The sequence below is a fragment of the Gemmatimonadota bacterium genome (assembly GCA_016720805.1).
GTDB lineage: Bacteria > Gemmatimonadota > Gemmatimonadetes > Gemmatimonadales > GWC2-71-9 > Palsa-1233.
In genome coordinates, this window is the sequence record JADKJZ010000001.1 from 38,860 (window position 1) to 55,226 (window position 16,367).

18 protein-coding genes, 1 tRNA gene and 1 pseudogene are annotated in these 16,367 nt (G+C 68.8%); 14 read left to right on the forward strand and 6 right to left on the reverse strand.

Annotated features, from left to right (window positions below):
* Positions 1 to 138 precede the first annotated feature (138 nt).
* Genes IPP98_00220 through IPP98_00260 form a run of 9 tightly spaced genes read left to right on the forward strand, consistent with a single transcriptional unit; the run spans position 139 to position 6,390 of the window.
* Entirely contained in the window at positions 139 to 825 is a 687-nt protein-coding gene (locus IPP98_00220) for a flagellar hook basal-body protein (protein MBL0177545.1), read from the forward strand.
* A 31-nt stretch (positions 826 to 856) separates the two neighbouring features.
* Complete coding sequence (flgG, locus tag IPP98_00225) at positions 857 to 1,639, forward strand: flagellar basal-body rod protein FlgG (protein MBL0177546.1); 783 nt, start codon at positions 857 to 859, stop codon at positions 1,637 to 1,639.
* Entirely contained in the window at positions 1,623 to 2,288 is a 666-nt protein-coding gene (gene flgA / locus IPP98_00230; GenBank protein ID MBL0177547.1) for a flagellar basal body P-ring formation protein FlgA, read from the forward strand. Before flgG ends, flgA begins: the two co-directional genes overlap by 17 nt.
* Positions 2,285 to 2,896, forward strand: a complete 612-nt coding sequence (locus IPP98_00235) for a flagellar basal body L-ring protein FlgH (protein ID MBL0177548.1) — start codon at positions 2,285 to 2,287, stop codon at positions 2,894 to 2,896. Before flgA ends, IPP98_00235 begins: the two co-directional genes overlap by 4 nt.
* Complete coding sequence (locus IPP98_00240; protein ID MBL0177549.1) at positions 2,893 to 3,918, forward strand: flagellar basal body P-ring protein FlgI; 1,026 nt, start codon at positions 2,893 to 2,895, stop codon at positions 3,916 to 3,918. Before IPP98_00235 ends, IPP98_00240 begins: the two co-directional genes overlap by 4 nt.
* Complete coding sequence (locus tag IPP98_00245) at positions 3,915 to 4,256, forward strand: rod-binding protein (protein MBL0177550.1); 342 nt, start codon at positions 3,915 to 3,917, stop codon at positions 4,254 to 4,256. The genes IPP98_00240 and IPP98_00245 overlap by 4 nt, the downstream gene beginning before the upstream one ends.
* Positions 4,240 to 4,746 carry a flagellar export chaperone FlgN gene (gene flgN / locus IPP98_00250; GenBank protein MBL0177551.1) on the forward strand — a complete coding sequence of 169 codons (507 nt, stop codon included), beginning with the start codon at positions 4,240 to 4,242 and terminating at the stop codon, positions 4,744 to 4,746. Before IPP98_00245 ends, flgN begins: the two co-directional genes overlap by 17 nt.
* A gap of 3 nt (positions 4,747 to 4,749) precedes the next feature.
* Positions 4,750 to 6,117: a flagellar hook-associated protein FlgK gene (gene flgK, locus IPP98_00255; GenBank protein MBL0177552.1), complete on the forward strand. Its 1,368-nt coding sequence runs from the start codon at positions 4,750 to 4,752 to the stop codon at positions 6,115 to 6,117.
* Between the two features lie 3 nt (positions 6,118 to 6,120).
* On the forward strand, positions 6,121 to 6,390 hold the full coding sequence (locus tag IPP98_00260; GenBank protein ID MBL0177553.1) for a carbon storage regulator: 270 nt from the start codon (positions 6,121 to 6,123) through the stop codon (positions 6,388 to 6,390).
* Here the strand turns inward: IPP98_00260 and IPP98_00265 are convergent.
* The 4 genes and pseudogenes from IPP98_00265 to motA all read right to left on the reverse strand — a co-directional run bounded on the left by IPP98_00265 (position 6,340) and on the right by motA (position 10,012).
* The gene (locus IPP98_00265) at positions 6,340 to 7,044 is read right to left on the reverse strand and encodes a sensor histidine kinase (protein MBL0177554.1); all 705 of its coding nucleotides are present in this window, start codon (positions 7,042 to 7,044) and stop codon (positions 6,340 to 6,342) included. The two genes, IPP98_00260 and IPP98_00265, sit on opposite strands and share 51 nt — an antisense overlap.
* A gap of 93 nt (positions 7,045 to 7,137) precedes the next feature.
* Positions 7,138 to 8,313, reverse strand: a complete 1,176-nt coding sequence (locus IPP98_00270) for a hypothetical protein (protein MBL0177555.1) — start codon at positions 8,311 to 8,313, stop codon at positions 7,138 to 7,140.
* Positions 8,310 to 9,080 (reverse strand): annotated as a pseudogene (locus IPP98_00275) (OmpA family protein). The gene IPP98_00270 and the pseudogene IPP98_00275 overlap by 4 nt, the downstream one beginning before the upstream one ends.
* 62 nt (positions 9,081 to 9,142) lie before the next feature.
* Positions 9,143 to 10,012 carry a flagellar motor stator protein MotA gene (gene motA / locus IPP98_00280; protein ID MBL0177556.1) on the reverse strand — a complete coding sequence of 290 codons (870 nt, stop codon included), beginning with the start codon at positions 10,010 to 10,012 and terminating at the stop codon, positions 9,143 to 9,145.
* 145 nt (positions 10,013 to 10,157) lie between these two features.
* Here motA and IPP98_00285 point away from each other — a divergent pair, with 145 nt between their 5' ends.
* Entirely contained in the window at positions 10,158 to 11,678 is a 1,521-nt protein-coding gene (locus IPP98_00285; GenBank protein ID MBL0177557.1) for an AMP-binding protein, read from the forward strand.
* A gap of 72 nt (positions 11,679 to 11,750) precedes the next feature.
* Positions 11,751 to 11,824, forward strand: a tRNA-Ile gene (locus tag IPP98_00290).
* Positions 11,825 to 12,052: 228 nt separating this feature from the next.
* Here IPP98_00290 and gltS read toward each other — a convergent pair.
* Both gltS and IPP98_00300 read right to left on the reverse strand, forming a co-directional pair.
* Entirely contained in the window at positions 12,053 to 13,282 is a 1,230-nt protein-coding gene (gene gltS, locus IPP98_00295; protein ID MBL0177558.1) for a sodium/glutamate symporter, read from the reverse strand.
* A 134-nt stretch (positions 13,283 to 13,416) separates the two neighbouring features.
* Positions 13,417 to 14,205: a hypothetical protein gene (locus IPP98_00300; protein ID MBL0177559.1), complete on the reverse strand. Its 789-nt coding sequence runs from the start codon at positions 14,203 to 14,205 to the stop codon at positions 13,417 to 13,419.
* 200 nt (positions 14,206 to 14,405) lie between these two features.
* On the opposite strand from IPP98_00300, the gene IPP98_00305 reads away from it, so the two are divergent.
* Genes IPP98_00305 through IPP98_00315 form a run of 3 tightly spaced genes read left to right on the forward strand, consistent with a single transcriptional unit; the run spans position 14,406 to position 16,350 of the window.
* Complete coding sequence (locus tag IPP98_00305; protein ID MBL0177560.1) at positions 14,406 to 15,245, forward strand: sugar phosphate isomerase/epimerase; 840 nt, start codon at positions 14,406 to 14,408, stop codon at positions 15,243 to 15,245.
* Entirely contained in the window at positions 15,242 to 15,703 is a 462-nt protein-coding gene (locus tag IPP98_00310) for a hypothetical protein (protein ID MBL0177561.1), read from the forward strand. The genes IPP98_00305 and IPP98_00310 overlap by 4 nt, the downstream gene beginning before the upstream one ends.
* A 2-nt stretch (positions 15,704 to 15,705) precedes the next feature.
* Entirely contained in the window at positions 15,706 to 16,350 is a 645-nt protein-coding gene (locus tag IPP98_00315; protein MBL0177562.1) for a hypothetical protein, read from the forward strand.
* Positions 16,351 to 16,367: the final 17 nt, after the last annotated feature.

Here is a 16,367-nt window from a genome sequence, read left to right on the forward strand (position 1 = left end):
GACTTGCCGGACGGATCTGCCGCACCGCCCGCGCGGGTTGGCAGCGTTCGTGCAAACGGTTGCAGCCAAACGAGTTACGGAGGGTTCTGGCGCGGCACATCGCTTGCACCTTCAGGGCCTGCATCTCTTGGAGGCTCCATGACCTTGCCTGCGATCGTTACCTCGGCGCGCACCCTCGGCTACTACACCCGGCTCCAGGAAGTCACCGCCAACAATCTGGCCAACGTGTCGAGTGACGCCTACAAGGGCGACCGCATCACCGCGCAATCGCTCGCCGGTGACAACTCGCCGACGGCGGTGCATACCCTCGACCTCCGTCAGGGAACGCTCCGGGAGACCGGGCGCGGGCTCGACGTCGGCCTCGAGGGTGATGGCTTCCTCGTCGTGCGAACCGCTCAGGGCGAGCGGCTCACCCGTGGCGGGTCGCTGGAAATCTCGCGTGACGGCTTTCTGGTGGATCGCCACGGCGACCTCCTCCTCGGCGAGGATGGTCCGCTGCACGTCGCCGGCAAGGAGCTCGTCCTCGAGGCCGATGGCACCGTGCTGGTGGATGGGGCTCGCGCCGGGCGCCTGCGCTTCGAGACGGTCGCCAATCCGACGGCACTGCTGAAGGAGGGCGAAGGCCGCTTCCGCGCGACCGCCGCGACCATCGGCGCGGCCGAGCTGCACGTGCGGCAGCGCGCGCTCGAGGAGGCGAATGTCTCACCCCTGCTCGGCACGGTCGACCTGATCATGATCCAGCGCGCCTATGCGGCCAACACCGAGGCGCTGCGCACGATGGATGGCGTCCTCGGCACGGTCACCGGCGACATCGGCCGCGTCTGATGCGGCGACTCACGGCACACGGAGACTTCACATGAATCCCGGCATGCGCACCTCGGCGAGCGGCATGATCGCCCAGCAGAAGATGGTGGACGTGATCGCCAACAACCTCGCCAACGTGAACACGACCGGCTTCAAGCGGAGTCGCGCGGCCTTCGAGGACGTCCTCTACGAAACGGTGCAGGGGCCGCGTTCGCCGAATGGCGAATCGGTGATCGGCGCGATGCAGATCGGCCACGGCGTCAGGCTCGCGGCCGTCACGCGGATCGACGGGCAGGGTGGTCCCGAGATGACGGGCCGTCCGCTCGACCTCACGATCGAAGGCGAAGGCTTCTTCCAGGTCGAGACCGCCGACGGCGGCATCGCCTACACGCGCGACGGCTCCTTCACGCTCTCCGAGAGCGGGCAACTGCTGACGCAGGGCGGTTACGCGCTGGTCCCGGGGATCGTGATTCCGCCCGACGCGACGGTGGTGACGATCAGTGGCAACGGCATGGTGTCGGTGTCGGTCGGCCGCGATGCCCAGACGGTCGAACTCGGGCGCATCGAGCTGGCCCGCTTCGCCAACACCACCGGCCTCCTGAGCGCCGGCGGCAACCTCTACACCGAGTCGTCCGCTTCCGGCGCCCCGATGACCGGAATGGCCGATGAGAATGGCTTCGGCCGGATCCTGCAGGGATCGCTCGAGTCAAGCAATGTCGAGGTGGTGCAGGAGATGACCGACATGATCGCGGCCCAGCGCGCGTACGAAATCAACGCCCGCGCGATTCGCGCGGCCGAAGACATGATGCGCTCGATCGATGACCTCATTCGCTAGTCTGGCGCTGCTCGCGCAGCTCGCCGCGACCTCGCCAGCACCTGCGGTTCCCGCGGTGCTGGCGACGCGTGTTCAGGCGGCGGTGGCGGAGCAGTGGCAGGTGCCGCCGACGGCGGTGCAGCTCGCCTGGGGCGCGCTTCCGGCGTGGCGTGCGAGCGACCTCGAGGCGCCGCTTCGCCTCGGCGCGATCGGTCGTGACGGCTGGCTGGTGGTCACGCTGGAACCGACGGGCGCCCCGCCGCACGCGGTGCGGGTGCGCGCGGGCGCTGCCGCTCCGTTGCCGGTGGCGGCGCGTGCGCTCGCGGCGGGCGTCACTCTCACCGCCGCGGACATTCGCTGGGAGTCGCCGGTGCAGTGGGGCGAGCCGGAGGCGGCCTCGTCGCTGGTTGATGTCGGCTGGGAAGTGCGCCGGCCGTTGCGCGCGGGCGACGCGCTCCGCGGCGTGGCCGTGGCCGCCCCCGCCGGGGTCGCCAGCGGCGCACCGTTGCGCATTGTGTGGGCGCGGAATGGCGTCGAGATCGAGATGGACGCGGTGGCATTGACGGCCGCGCGTGTTGGCGAAAAGGTGCAGGCTCGCACGACCACCGGACGCGTGATGGCGCGGATGACCGCGCCCGGGATCGCCCGGATTGAGGGAGGAGAACGATGAACACTCATCGCGCGCTGGCGGTTGCGATGCTCATGACCGCCGGCCCACTGGCGGCCCAGGCGCCCGTCACTCCTGCGAACACCGACAGCCTGAGGCCGTCGGCGCCGCCGCCTGGCGGGCGTCGGCTTGGTTGGACCTCCGACCGGCGCCCACTCCGCGTTGGCGATCTGCTGACGGTCATTGTCGATGAGCAGACCTCCGCCAGCGAGCGGGTGATCACCCGGGCCAAGACCGATCGCAGCCAGAAGGGCACCATCGACGCCAACGCCGCGCCGGTCGATCTCCAATCGGTCGGCATCGGCTACAAGTCGGAGTCGGACCAGACCGGGCAGCGTGACCGCACCGGTGACCTGGCCGCGATGCTCACGGTGCGGGTCACCAGCATCGAGCCGAGCGGGGTGCTCCGGGTGGACGGCGGCAAGTTGGTGACCGTCGACGGGCGCAAGCAGGAGGTGCGGCTCGGTGGCCTGGTGCGGCCCGAGGATGTCACCGCTGGCAATGCCGTGCTGTCGTCCCGCATCGCCGACGCGTCGATCAGTTACAAGGGGAAGAACATCGACCCGAAGACCGGACTCTTCGGCAAGATCCTCGGGTTGCTCTGGCCGTGAGATGTGCCCTCGCAGCCGCGTGGTTGCTGCTCCCGCTGGCGCTCGGCGCGCAGGTCCGCGTCGGCGATCTCACCACCCGCACCGGCGAAGTGCCGGTGCGCCTTGTGGGGTATGGGCTGGTCGTCGGTCTCGACGGCAGCGGCGATCGCTCCTTCGGGACCTCGTCCGGCTCGGTGCAGACGGTCCGCTCCGTGGTGAACCTCCTCCGCCGCTTCAATATCGAAGTGCCGCCCGAGCGGCTCCGACTGCGCAACGTGGCCGCGGTGCTGGTCACGGCTGAGGTCTCGCCGTTCCTCCGTCCGGGCGGCCGCTTCGAGGTGCAGGTCGCCTCGATCGGTGACGCGACCTCGCTCCGCGGGGGCGTCCTCTGGATGACGCCGCTCGTGTCGGACCCCGATCAGGCCCCGGTGGCCACGGCCCAGGGCGCGATGCCGGTGCAGGCCGACGACCGGGGCCGGTGGGGGAATCGTGGAGCCTCGAGTGGCCGCATTGTCGACGGCGGCCTGCTCGAGTTGGCCCTCCCGGCCGTCGCCGTGGTCACGGAACCGCGCCTCCTGCTCCGGACCCCCGACTACCCGCTCGCGGCCAAGGTCGCGGCGGCGGTGAACGCCGTCTTCGGCGACAGCACCGCCCGGGTCGAAGATCCGGGCTCGATCCGGCTCAGGGCTCCGGCCGGAGCGACCGATAACCTTCCGGCATTCCTCGCCTCGGTCGACACCGTCCCGGTGACGGTGCCGATGGTGGCTCGGATCATCATCGACGCCCGGAGCGGGGTCGTGGTGGCGGGGGGCGATGTCCGCGTCGGTCCGGCGGTCGTCTCGCTCAAGGGGATCACGGTGCGGGTCGGCGATGCGCCCCCAGCCACCCCGACACAGGGTGTGGTGGCGGTGGGCCCCCAGGCGACGGTGCGGGACATCGCGGTGGGGTTGCAGTCGATCGGCGCCGCACCGGCCGACGTGGCCGCGGTCTTCGATGGCCTCCGCGCCGCCGGCGCGATCACGGCGATGGTGGTGGTCCGATGAGCAGCGTTGGCGCGGTACCGGGACAGGGTCCGACGCCGCCGAGCGCGCGCGACCGGTTGCAGCAGCAGGCGCAGGCGCTGGAGTCGGTGTTCTATGCGCAGCTCTTCCAGGCGATGCGCCAGACGGTGCCCAGCGAAGGCGGGTTGCTCGAGCAGTCGACCGGCGAACAGATGTTCACCGGCATGCTGGACGAACAGGTGGCGCGGTTCGCCGCCGAGCGCAGTGACAGCGGACTCGCCGCTGCGATGACGAGGCAGTTGGGTCGCAACCTCCCACCGGAGGACGCGGCGGTGACCGCGGCTCCGGCCGCAGGGAGCGGGAATGTCCGACGTGGGTGAAGCGGCGCCGCTGCGCGCTGCGCAGATCATCGCGGCGATCCAGGCCGAGGAGCGGCTCCTCTCGGAGCTGCGTGGCGCGCTGGAGCGCCAGCGTGCCGGCATCGCCGAGGACGACACCGCCGCTATCGATGCGGCGACCCATGCCGTGTCGCGTTCCGTGTTGACGCTCGACGAGGCGCGTCGCCGTCGGGAGCAGCTGGTCCAACTGGTCAGCGGGGGCGAGTCGGTCGGCCTCGACGGGATCGATCGCTTCATCGGCGAGGTCCCCGGCCTCCGCGAGGCGCGCCGGGCCGTCCGCCGTGCCGCCGAGGCGGCCGTGAGCGAGCTGGCGATGAACCAGGCCATCCTCCGGAGTGCCATGCGGACAGGCGATGCGTACCTGCAGTCGCTATTTTCGTCGGTGAGCGGGCCCGCCTCGCACTACCTGCCCCAGGAGGGGCTGGTCGACTCGCCCACCCCCAGCGGCGTCGTGCTCGACGCGCAGGCCTGAGCCATGTCGCTTGCCTCGATTCTGTCGATTGCCCGGTCCGCGTTGATCACGCAGCAACGCGCGATTGACGTCACCGGCCACAACATCGCCAACGCCACGACGCCGGGGTACACGCGCCAGCGCTTGGAGCTCGTCGCCGAGACGCCGTTCCGCACCCCGAAGGGGACGGTCGGGCGCGGCGTCTCCGACGCCGGCGTCTTTGCCAATCGCAACGTCTTTCTCGACGCGACCGTGCGCCGGGAGCAGGGCAATCTTGGCCGGTCGGACACCCTCCGCGACATGCTCGGTCAGGTCGAAGCGGTCTTCGGCGAGCCGTCGGACACCGGGCTCGGTGCGACCCTCGATGCCTTCTTCAGCGCCTTCAGTGACCTCGCCAACGATCCCTCCTCGCTCGCCGCGCGCAGCGTGGTCCGGCAGGCCGGCAGTTCACTGATTCAGCAGGTCGGACTGATCTCGGGTCGGCTCACCGATCTCGCGACCGACACGACGACGCGGACGGAAGATGCCGTCAGCCAGGTCAATGCGCTCGCCACGGCGATCGGCGAACTGAATCGTGACATCGTGGTGCAGGGCGGGCCGAACAAGACCGCGCCCGATCTCGAGGACCGCCGGGGCCAGCTGATCGACCAGTTGTCGAACCTGATCCAGGTGCGGGTGATCGATCATGCCGACGGTTCGGTGGGCGTCATCACCGGCGACACCTTGCTGGTCGACGGGAAGTTCGCGCAGCAGCTCGAAGTCCGTCCGCTGGTTGGTGGCGGCGTCGGCGTCGGCGTCATCGGCAGCGCGCGGTTGATCGATCCGGTCGGCGGGACGTTGGCGGCGCTCACCACGTTGGGGCAGCAGGCGGTGCCGAGCATTCGTGCCGAACTCGACCGCCTGGTGGCCGGCGTGGTGGGGGCGGTCAACACGGTCCATGCCGGCGGCACGACGCTGGGTGGGCTCACCGGCATCAACTTCTTCGATCCGGCCGGGGTCACCGCGGGCACGATGCGGTTGTCGACCGATGTCGCCGCCTCGGTGTCCAATGTCGTCGCCGGGACGACTTCCGCAGCGGGCGACAATCGCGTCGCGCTCGCATTGGCCGGCTTGCGCAACGCCGGCATTCCCTCGCTCAACAGCAGCACGCCGGGCGAGTTCTATACCGCGCTGGTGACCACGGTCGGCACGCTGGTGAGGGATGCCGAGCGCGACGCCGAGGTCGCCAGCACGCTGGCCGACTCCGCGTCGTCACGCCGCTCGTCGGAAACCGGCGTGTCCACCGACGAAGAGATGGTGAAGTTGATCGTGCAGCAGCAGGCCTACGCCGCAGCGACCCGTCTGGTCACCACGGCGAATGCGATGATGGACGACCTGCTGCGGATGGTCTGAGCGATGCTGGTCCTCAACCGGCGGCCGGGTGAGGCGATCATCCTCGACGGGGGGATCCGGGTCGTGGTGCTCTCCTGCGACAAGCGGGGGGCCCGTCTTGGCATCGAGGCACCGGCCACGACCGGCATTCTGCGCGAGGAGTTGGTCAAGCAGGTGGCGTCGGAAAATCTGCGCGCGGCCAGCGCCGGCGATCACACGGCGGCCTGGGCCGCCCAACTGCCGCTACGCGCGCCGGGTGTTGAGGGTGGCAGCGGCACGCCGCCAGAGCGGTAAACGGAAGGCGAGCACCGCGCCCGCGGTCGCCTCAGTCTCCAGTTGCAGGTCCCCCCCATGACGACGGATGAGATCACGCGCGACCGGCAGTCCGATGCCGTGCGCATTGGCCGCATTCGCGCCACTCACGAAGAGCTCGAAGACGCGATCGCCCTCACGCAGCACTTCGGGAATACCGGGACCCGTGTCCGCGACGCGCACCACCACGGCATCGCCCTCCACAGCGCCCGACACGGAAATATCCCCGCCCCCCTGTGTCCGCACCGCCTCGATCGCATTCTCCAGTACGGCGTACAGCGCCTCGGCCACGTCGCCGGCAATGCCGATCGCGGGAGGCAAGGTGCGCGGCACCTCGGTGCGCAGCGTGATCGGCGTCGGGCCGATCGCACGGCGCGCCAGCCGGACGGCCACGTCGGTGACGTCCGCGACCGACAACGGCGTGATCCGTTGCCGTTCGGTGAGCGCGAACGCCTCGAGCAGCGAGATCTCGGCGAGCAGTGAATCCCGCAAGCGCGCGCAGGCCAGGTCGTGCGCCCTCATCCCATCGGGACCCCGCGAGGCCGTCAGCTCGACCACGTCCACGACCTGCGCGAGGTCGCGCAGCGCGTGCGCAACGCTTCGCGCGATCGCCTCGCCCAGCCGCTCGCGATGCACGCTGCGGAGGAGCTCAAGGTCGGTCGCGGATGTGCTGCTGGAGAACGGAGCCAGAGAGCGGTCCTCGGGAAGTGGGGCATCCCCACCCCGATGTCAGCCGGTGGTGGGTCGGATCGGAACGCCGTGCACGATCGGGTCGGAGAGGTGCCGCCTGCGGATCAGGTCGAGGGTGGCCTGGTTCAGGACCGACCCGGCCGACAACAGCTTGACCCCCGAGGCGGTGTGCAGGTCCGCGGCGAGGATCATCCCCTCGCGGAGCCGGGCCGGTGGAACCAGCTCCTGACGACGGAGCCAGCCGGGATCCATCTCCGTGGAGACGAGCACCTCCATCGCGGCAAGCACAGCCGGGTCGTACCAGGTGCCCGCATGCTGGCCCAGCGACGCCAGGGCCGCCCGGAGCCTCCCGGAGCCGATCCCGGGGGTGCGGTCAGCCGCCGCGAGCAGGTCGTGGCTGGCCCGGAGGATTCGGGACCGCATCGGGATCTGCCCCTGCTGCAGGTCGGTGGGTGCCCCGGAGCCGTCCCAGTTCGCCCCCATCCCTTCGAGCAGCATGGCGGCATCCGCCAATGCTGGAATCTCGCCCAGCATCGCCGAACCCGCGAGGGTCACCTCCGACGACAGCCCGTACCCCGAGCCGGGTGACGGGTCGGCCGTCGTGCCGATCCGCCCGATCTCGTGGAGCCGGGCGGCGTATTCCATTGGGAGGAGGAGGTCCGAAGGGACATCGATCGCGTTGGCGACCGTGACCGCCGCCTGCGCGACCGCCTCGCCGCGCGACCGCGCCCCCGGGATGGCGGCATCCAGAGTGGTCGCCAGCAACCCCACCAGGCGCCGGATGCTGTCGTCGGGGCCGGAGATCCGGCTGCTGTGGCTTCGCGCGGCGGCCCGCCGCTCCATCAGCACCATGAGGGCGCCGGCCACGTCCACCGGATCGGCAGGCCAGGTCAGGATGGCGTCCACGCCTTCCCGCCAGGCGGCGATGCGGATCGTGGCGGCGTCCTGCTCGGCGAGCAGCACCGTCGCAGGGTCCTGACGCTGATCCTCGGAGTGCAGCGTCCGCAGCAAGACGATCCCCTCGAGGTCGGGCGGCTGATGCACCCCGACCACCGCGTCGACCGGCATGGTGGCGAGTGTGTCGAGGGCCGCATCGAGGGTCCGGACCCGCACCACCTTCACGCCGCCAAGTCGATTCAGGTCCGCCGCGAGCACATCCGTCCCCGCCGGGCGCGCCTCCACGAGCAGGACGGTCCGCGCCGGGGCGCGGCTCAACGCGGTGCCCGAGGTGGCGACGGCGGAAAGCGGGTCGGATCCTGCTTCGGCGGAAGCGAATCGGCAGCGGGCACGGCCAGTTTGACCTCGATGGTGACGCGGCGGTTCTGGGGGGCGAGCGGGTCGGCGGCGACGCGGAGGGACCGATCGGCCAGCCCGCGCACGGCCAGAATCTGGCCGTCGCTCAGTCCGCCCCCGACCAGCAGTCGACGCACCGCATTGGCACGATCGGCGCTGAGCTCCCAATTACTATAGCCGCTTCCGTCGCCGTACGGGCGGGAGTCGGTGTGGCCCTCGATCACGATCGGGAACTTCGCCCGGGCCAGCATGCCGCCGAGGGCCTTGAAGATCGGTTCGGCCAGGCCGCGCGGCGTCGGCGAGCCGGTGGCGAAGAAGACGCCGGTCGAGTCTTCCAACAGCGAAATCCGCAGCCCATCCGCCGTCATCTCGATCACCAGGTTCTTCTTCATCGCACCGGTCATCATCGAGTCGCCGATGCTCTCCTGCAGCGCCTTGCTCAACGCCAGCAGGTCGGCCTTCCGCCCGATGCTCGATTGCACCTGGATCGGATTGGTCGACGGGATGAGCGGCTGACCGGCGCCGGGGATCATCGAGGTGCCGAACTGGTCGCCGCGGCCGAGCGGGTCCTGGAAGTAGCCCGCGATTGCGCTGCGGACTTCCGAGCTCTGCGTGATCAGCCACAACACCAGGAACAGCGCCATCATCGCCGTCATGAAGTCGGCGAAGGCGACCTTCCAGGCACCACCATGGTGCCCGCCATGTTTGTTGACCTTGCGGACGATGCGGATGACCGTTTCGCGGTCACTCTTCACGCCGCCTTCTCCTGCCGCGTGGCCTTGCAGGCCGCTTCCATCTCGGCGAACGACGGTCGGGTGTCGGCGGTGATCGCCTTGCGGGCGAACTCCGAGGCGATGATCGGCGGCAGGTTCTTCGCGAAGGCGACGATCCCGGCCTTCAGCACGAGGAAGATCCGGTGCGAATCGCCGTTCTGCGTCTCCACCGCCGTGGCGATCGGCGCCACGAAGCCGTACGAGAGGAGAATGCCGAGGAAGGTGCCGACCAGCGCGGAGGCGACGTGGTGGCCGATCTCCTCGATCGGGCCGGCGATCGCCTGCATCGTCACCACGATGCCGAGCACGGCGGCGACGATGCCGATGCCGGGGAGCGAGTCGGCGACGCGCGTCAGTGCCGCGACGGTCTTGGCATCCTCGTCGTGGTGCACCTCGATCTCGGCTTCGAGCATCGCCTCGAGGTCGTAGGCCGGCACCGAGCCGGCGAGGACGGTGCGCAGCGCGTCGCAGAGGAACTCGACGGCGTGGTGGTCGCTGGAGATCGACGGATACTTCTTGAAGACGCTGCTCTCCTCGGGACGCTCGATGTGCGACTCGATCGCGATCAGGCCGTCCCGCCGGGCGAGCTGGAAGAGCTCGAAGAGGAGGCGGAGGACGTCGAGGTATCGCTCCTTGGAGGGGGCGGCGCCAGTAAAGACCTTGGGAATCTTCTTGGTGAGGTGGCCGAGGACGGGCTTCGGGGTGGAGATCAGGACGGTGCCGACCGCGGTGCCGACGATCACCACCCACTCGGACCAGGCCAGGAGGACGGCGAACGGGCCATGGGCCATCGCGAAGCCGCCGAGGACCGAGCCGAGAACCACGATGATGCCCAGAATTGCAAACACGCCCGTCGCACTCCCGATGATGGTGACTCGTCTGTTATCGGTCGGGCTGGGCGCCAGCATTACCGGTCCGCCTCTGGCGGCTGGGCCCGCTTCTGTTAGACTCGGAGCGGTTCCCCTGACCTCCAGCGACCCCTCCGGACGGGCCATGCTCCTTCACCACCGCTTCCTGCGCACCGCCAAGGTGTATGCCGGCAAGACGGCCATCATCGACCGTGCCACCGGCACCCGTCTCACGTATGAGCGGGCGCTGATCGCCTCGCTCATCCTCTCCGAGAAGTTTTCGGACGAAGCGGAGGGCTTTCTCGGCATCATGCTGCCGACGTCGGCGGGGTGCGTGCTCTCGATCCTTGGGTGCCTGATGGCGGGCCGGACGCCGGTGATGATCAACTACTCGACCGGGGCGGCCGCCAACTGCGTGTATGCGCAGAAGAAGTGCGCCTTCAAGACGGTGATCACGTCGCGGGCCCTGCTCGAGAAGATCAACTGCCCGACACTGCCGGGGATGGTCTTCATCGAGGACCTGATGGCCGGGATCTCGGGAGTGGACAAGGCACTCGCCGCGTTCCGCGCCAAACTGCCGCTGGCGCTGCTGCTCAGGACGGTGCATGGCGGCAGTGTCGATGACGGGGCAGTGATGCTCTTTACCAGTGGCAGTGAGCGCGACCCGAAGGCGGTTCCCCTCACGCACCGGAATATCAACGCCAATCTCGAGGCGATCTCCTCCCTCCTCGCCATCAGCTCAGACGACATCTTCCTCGCCAATCTTCCCCTCTTCCACGTCTTCGGTCTCACCACCAATCTCTGGCTGCCGTTCTTCCACGGCATGACCGTGGTGACCTACGCCAACCCGCTCGAGTTCAAGACGATCTGCGAGATCATCCGCTCGGAGCAGGTGACGTTCGTGGTGGGGACGCCGATTTTCATGTGGGGCTACCTGCGGAAGTCGGAGCCGGGCGACTTCGCCTCGTGCCGGATCATGTTGACGGGGGCGGACAAGACGCCCGACACGTTGCGGCAGGAGTTCAAGCAGAAGCACGACCTTGAACTGCGCGAGGGCTACGGCTGCACGGAAACGAGTCCGGTGATCTCCTTCAACTTCCACGGCGCCAACCGGCCCGGCAGCGTCGGGCGGCCGTTGCCGAACGTCCGCGTGCGGCTCGAGCACTACGAGACCGGCCAGCCGTGCGAGGTCGGGGAGATCGGCAAGATCCTGGTGCAGGGCGAGAGCGTCATGCTGGGGTACTTCGATGACTTCGAAGCGACCACGCTCAGCATGCGGAATGGCTGGTACGACACCGGTGACATGGGGTACCAGGACGCGGATGGCTACTTGTGGCACGTGGGGCGGCTGAAGCGCTTCGTGAAGATCGGGGGGGAGATGGTCTCCCTGATCCGGGTCGAGAACGTCCTGGAGCGCTTCCTCCCCGAGGGAGTGGCCTGCTGCGTGGTCGAGGTGCCGGATGGGGTCCGTGGGGCACGGATCGTCGCGGCGGTCTCCCAGCCGGTCGACCAAGGGGCGCTCCTGAAGCAGCTGGCCACCGAGCTGCCCAACATCGCCCTGCCGCGGGACTTCGTGGTGATCGAGGAGCTCCCGACCATGGGGAGTGGGAAGATCGACTTCCGCCGGACCACGGAACTGGTCCGGGACATCGTCCAGGGCGGGTAGGGCAGGGTGCAGGAGAGGGTCCCGAGCGGTTGACCCACGGGGCCGGGACGGCTAATCTTGGCGGCTCTACTGGGGCTTGTAGCTCAGGTGGTTAGAGCGCACGCCTGATAAGCGTGAGGTCGGAGGTTCAACTCCTCCCAGGCCCATAGATATTGCCACCCTCGGCGCTTCGGTGTCGGGGGTGGTTTGTTTTTGGGGGTGAGGGGTGAGGGGTGAGCGGTGAGGGGTGAGGGGTGAGGGGTGAGGGGTGAGGGGTGAGGAGTGAACGGTGAACGGTGCTGTCATCCCGAACATCGTGAGGGATCTGCGTAATCGCGATCACGCAGGTCCCTCGCTTCGCTCGGGATGACCCCTCACCCCTCACTCCTCACCCCTCACCTCACCAAATTGATATAAAACGTGATGATCATCGCGTTGCTGAAATCGATGAAGAACGCCCCCACCATCGGCACCACCAGGAACGCCCTCGGCGCCGCCCCGTACCGCTCCACCAGCGCGCGCATGTTGGCCACGGCGTTGGGCGTCGCGCCCAGGCCGAAGCCGCAGTGCCCGCCGGCCATCACGGCCGCGTCGTAGTCCCGGCCCATCATCCGAAACGTCACGAAGTAGGCGAACGCCGCCATCATCACGACCTGCACCGAGAGGATGACCATCAGCGGCACGGCCAGCTCGAGCAGTTCCCACAGCTTGAGCGACATCAACGCCATGGTCAGGAAGAGCGACAGGGCGATGGTGCCGAGGTCGTCGACCGTGCGCATGTCGAGGCGGAGCAGCCGCGTGCTCTCGCCAACATTCCGGAGCAGCGCGGCGACGAGCATTGCCCCGATGTAGCCGGGCAGGGTGACGAACTGGCCCAGCCACCCCGAGAGCAGGCCGCCGAGCGCCATGCACACCAGCACCACGGTGAGCATCCGGAGGATGCCGATGGCGGTGGGCGCCTCACCCGCCGGCTCGGTGTTGATCTCGGCGTCGAGCGGCGCGGCTTCGGCCGCGCTCACGACGGCCGGGTCGCTCGGGGTGGTTCCGCCCCGCAGGCCAAAGGTGGTCATCAGCCGCGTCCCGACCGGTCCCCCGATGAGTCCGCCGCTCACCAGCCCGAAGGTGGCGGCGGCCATGGCCAGCGGCACGGCCCCCGCCAGCTGGTATTGGTCCTCCATCAGCTTGCCAAAGGCCGCCCCGGTGCCGTGGCCCCCGGTCATGGTGGTCGACCCGGCGAGCAGGCCGAAGAGCGGATCGATGCCAAGCAGCGAGGCGAGGCCAACGCCGACGCCGGACTGGACGACGGCGAGCAGCGACGCGAGCACCCAGAATACCGCCACCTGCGGCCCCCCCTTCTTGAGCAGGCCGAGGGAGGCGCCGAGTCCGATAGAGGTGAAGAAGGCCACCATGAACGGGGTCTGGAGCGTGGTGTCGAACTCGAACGCGAAGACGCCCGATTGGCGCAGCGCCAACGCCAGCGCGGCAAAAAGGAATCCGCCAATCACCGGCGCCGGAATGTTGAACCGATCCAGGAAGCCGATCCGGCGGCGAATGCCGTAGCCGACGAAGAGCAGGACGGCCGCGAGTGCCACGGTCTGGATCATGTCGAACTTGAGCGAGGGCATCGGGAGGCTCTCTGGCGCGGTGGGGAGACCGGGCAAGCTACCCGCGCGGTCGAGCAGGCGCCACGGATACCCGAGGCCGCCAGACCACCCCCGAGACTCCGATTTCGGGGGTGGTTTGACGTTCCGGGGGTGCCCTACGGTGTATACGTCAGCCGAATGGTCGGCACCGCGACCTCGGTGGTCACCGTCGCGTGGCGCGTCGGACTCGCGGCCCCCAATTGTGCCGCGGTGATGCTGAACGTGACGTGCATGGTCTCGAGCGTGCAGACCGTCTTCGGCTCGGGATTGCCGTTGGGGCACGGGCCGGACGGTGCATCGGAGGAGAAACTCGCGGTACCCGTCGAAACATTCCAGGTCGTGAGGCTGTTGGCAGCCCCGACTTGCAGGAGCTGGCCGTTCACGATCCCCATGCCGTCGCCGATCGTGCCGTTGACCGAGGAGGGTGCGGTCGCGGACGCACTCTGCGCAAAGCCGGTGACCTGGATCACGTTGGCGAACGCTGCCGGATCCTCGAACCCGACGAGCGTCCAGGTCGAGAAGGAGCCGCCCCCCGCCTGGTGAATCACGCGGTGGAGGCCAACGAAGTACAACGGAGCCGTGGTGAGGTCGGTCTGCACATCTACCCGCTTCATCACGACGCCGGCCTGCAGCGCCAGCAGCGTCGAGTCGACCAGCGACTGCAAACTGCCGTTGCCCGGATTCGCGTCGGCAAGGTGCCCCGCGCGCGTGTTCATTGCCGACACCTGCGCCTGCGACAGCGTGAACTCCGCGCCGGTGGGTGGGTTGGGCATGGTCGGCATGCCGTCGCCGCACCCGAGTGCGGCGAGCCACGCCGCGGCGAGGCAGGTTGTGGCCTGGAGCGCCCGGCGCGATCCTGACCGAGCCTGGCCATGCGACATTGCTTCGGTGTCTTGTGGTGTCATCGGAAGCGCTCCTGAGTAGTGCTCGCGGTGGCCGAACAGGTGCCCGACTCGCCCGGCAGCGTATGCAGTGCTGGGGACGGTAATGCCTTGGTGCAGTGACACCGGCCAGGCAAGTGTTGGCATCGAGTAAGAGGGGTCGCGCCGACCCGGGGGACTGGGCCGCTCTTCCCGCCCCGCCTCCGGCGCCCTACCTTCGATCCATGCAACGACGCGACTTCCTCGCCACGGCCTCCGCCGCTTTCGCTGGCGCCGCCCTGGCCCGCCCCGCCTCTGCCTCCCTCCCGCTCCGGCGGGTCGGCCTCGAGCTCTATTCCGTCCGCACCGCGATGCGGAAGGACCCCGAGGGCACCCTCAAGGCCGTCGGCGCGATGGGCTACGACGACGTCGAGCTGCTCTGGTCATTCAAGAACTTCGACCGCACGCGCGAACAGGTGAAGGCGTCGCTCGCCGAGGCCGGGCTCAAGGCCCCTTCGGCGCACATCGCCCCCGAGATCCTGCTGAAGGATTGGGACAAGAGCCTCGACGACGCCCACTTCCTCGGCCACCAATACCTGATCGTCCCGTCGCTCCCCATCGACAAGACCAAGCCACTCGATTCGTGGCGCCAATGGGCCGACCACTTCAACACCGCCGGCGCCGCCGCGCGCCGCGCCGGCCTCTGGCTCGCCTTCCACAACGAGCCCGATCACCAGACGCCGATCGACGGCATCATTCCGTATGACGTCTTCCTCGACCGCACCGATCCGTCGCTGGTCCGCCTGCAGCTCGACACCGGCAACATGACGATGGGCGGCGGCGATCCGATGCGCTACCTGAAGCAGCACACCGCGCGCTACTGGAGCTTCCATGTCAAGGATGTGGTCGCCGATCGATCGAGCGATACGGAGCTCGGCAAGGGCACGGTCGACCTGAAGACGTTCCTCGCCGCCATCCCGCAACTCGACCAGAAGCCGGTGATGGTCGAACAGGAAGGCGGCCCCGATCCGATGGCGAGCGCCAAGCGCAACGCCGCCTACCTGCGGAGCATCGCGCCACGATGACTGCAGCGGGCATGGAACGTTGGCGCACCGTGCTGTTGTACGTGCTCGTCGTCGGCGCGCTCGGGATCCTGGCCGAGCTGCTCCTCCTCGGCCACGACGACGATACCCTGCAGTTCATCCCCCTCGGCATCGGCGCGGCGTATCTGCTCGCCTTTGCCTGGTACGGCGCGACGCGCGCCCGCCGTGCGGTCCTCGCGGTGCGCGTCGTCTCCGGGTTGGCGTGCGTGAGTGCGGCGGTGGGGATCTTCCTCCACTACCGCGCGAACGTCGAGTGGGAGCTCGAAACCACGCCGACCATGCATGGCATGGAGCTGTTCCGCGAAGCCGTCACCGGCTCGTTGCCGCTGCTGGCTCCCGGCGCCATGCTCCAGCTCGGGCTCCTCGGCCTGCTCTGGTCCCATCGTCACCCTGCGCTCGCCATCACGGCGGGCGGTCGCACCCTACCCACGGAGTCTTGATCATGTCGTTCACGCTTCGCCGATTCGCCCCGCTCGCGTTGCTGCTGCTGGCCACGACGCCGCTCTCGGCGCAGGTCGGCAAGAACCTCGGCGCCCTGAATCCGAACCTCGCCACCGCCGAACAGCTTGCCACGCTTCCCGGCATGACCCCGGCGATCATCGAGGCCGTCGTTGCCGGCCGCCCATATCTCACGATGACCGCGCTCGATGCGGCGCTTGCCAAGAGCTTCACGGCGGCCCAGCGGAAGGCGCTCTATCCGAAGCTCTTCCTCGAAGTGAATCTCAACACCGCGACCGATGCCGAGTTCAACCTGATCCCCGGCATGGGGCCGAAGATGCTGAAGGAATTCAACGAGTACCGGCCGTACGCGTCGCTCGCCGTGTGGCGCAAGGAGATCGGCAAGTACGTCGACGCCGCCGAGGTCGCGCGCTTCGAGCAGTACGTCTTCGTGCCGGTCGAGCTGAACGCCGCGACCGACGAGGACATTCTTTCGATTCCGGGCGCCGGTCGGCGGATGGTGCGGGAGTTCAAGGAGTACCGCCCTTGGACGAGTGCCGCGCAGTTCCAGAAGGAGATCGGCAAGTACGTGCCGGCGAAGGAAGTCGCGCGCCTCTGGCGCTATGTGACGATCGCACCGGCGAAGTAATTCGCGGCCGCGGTACG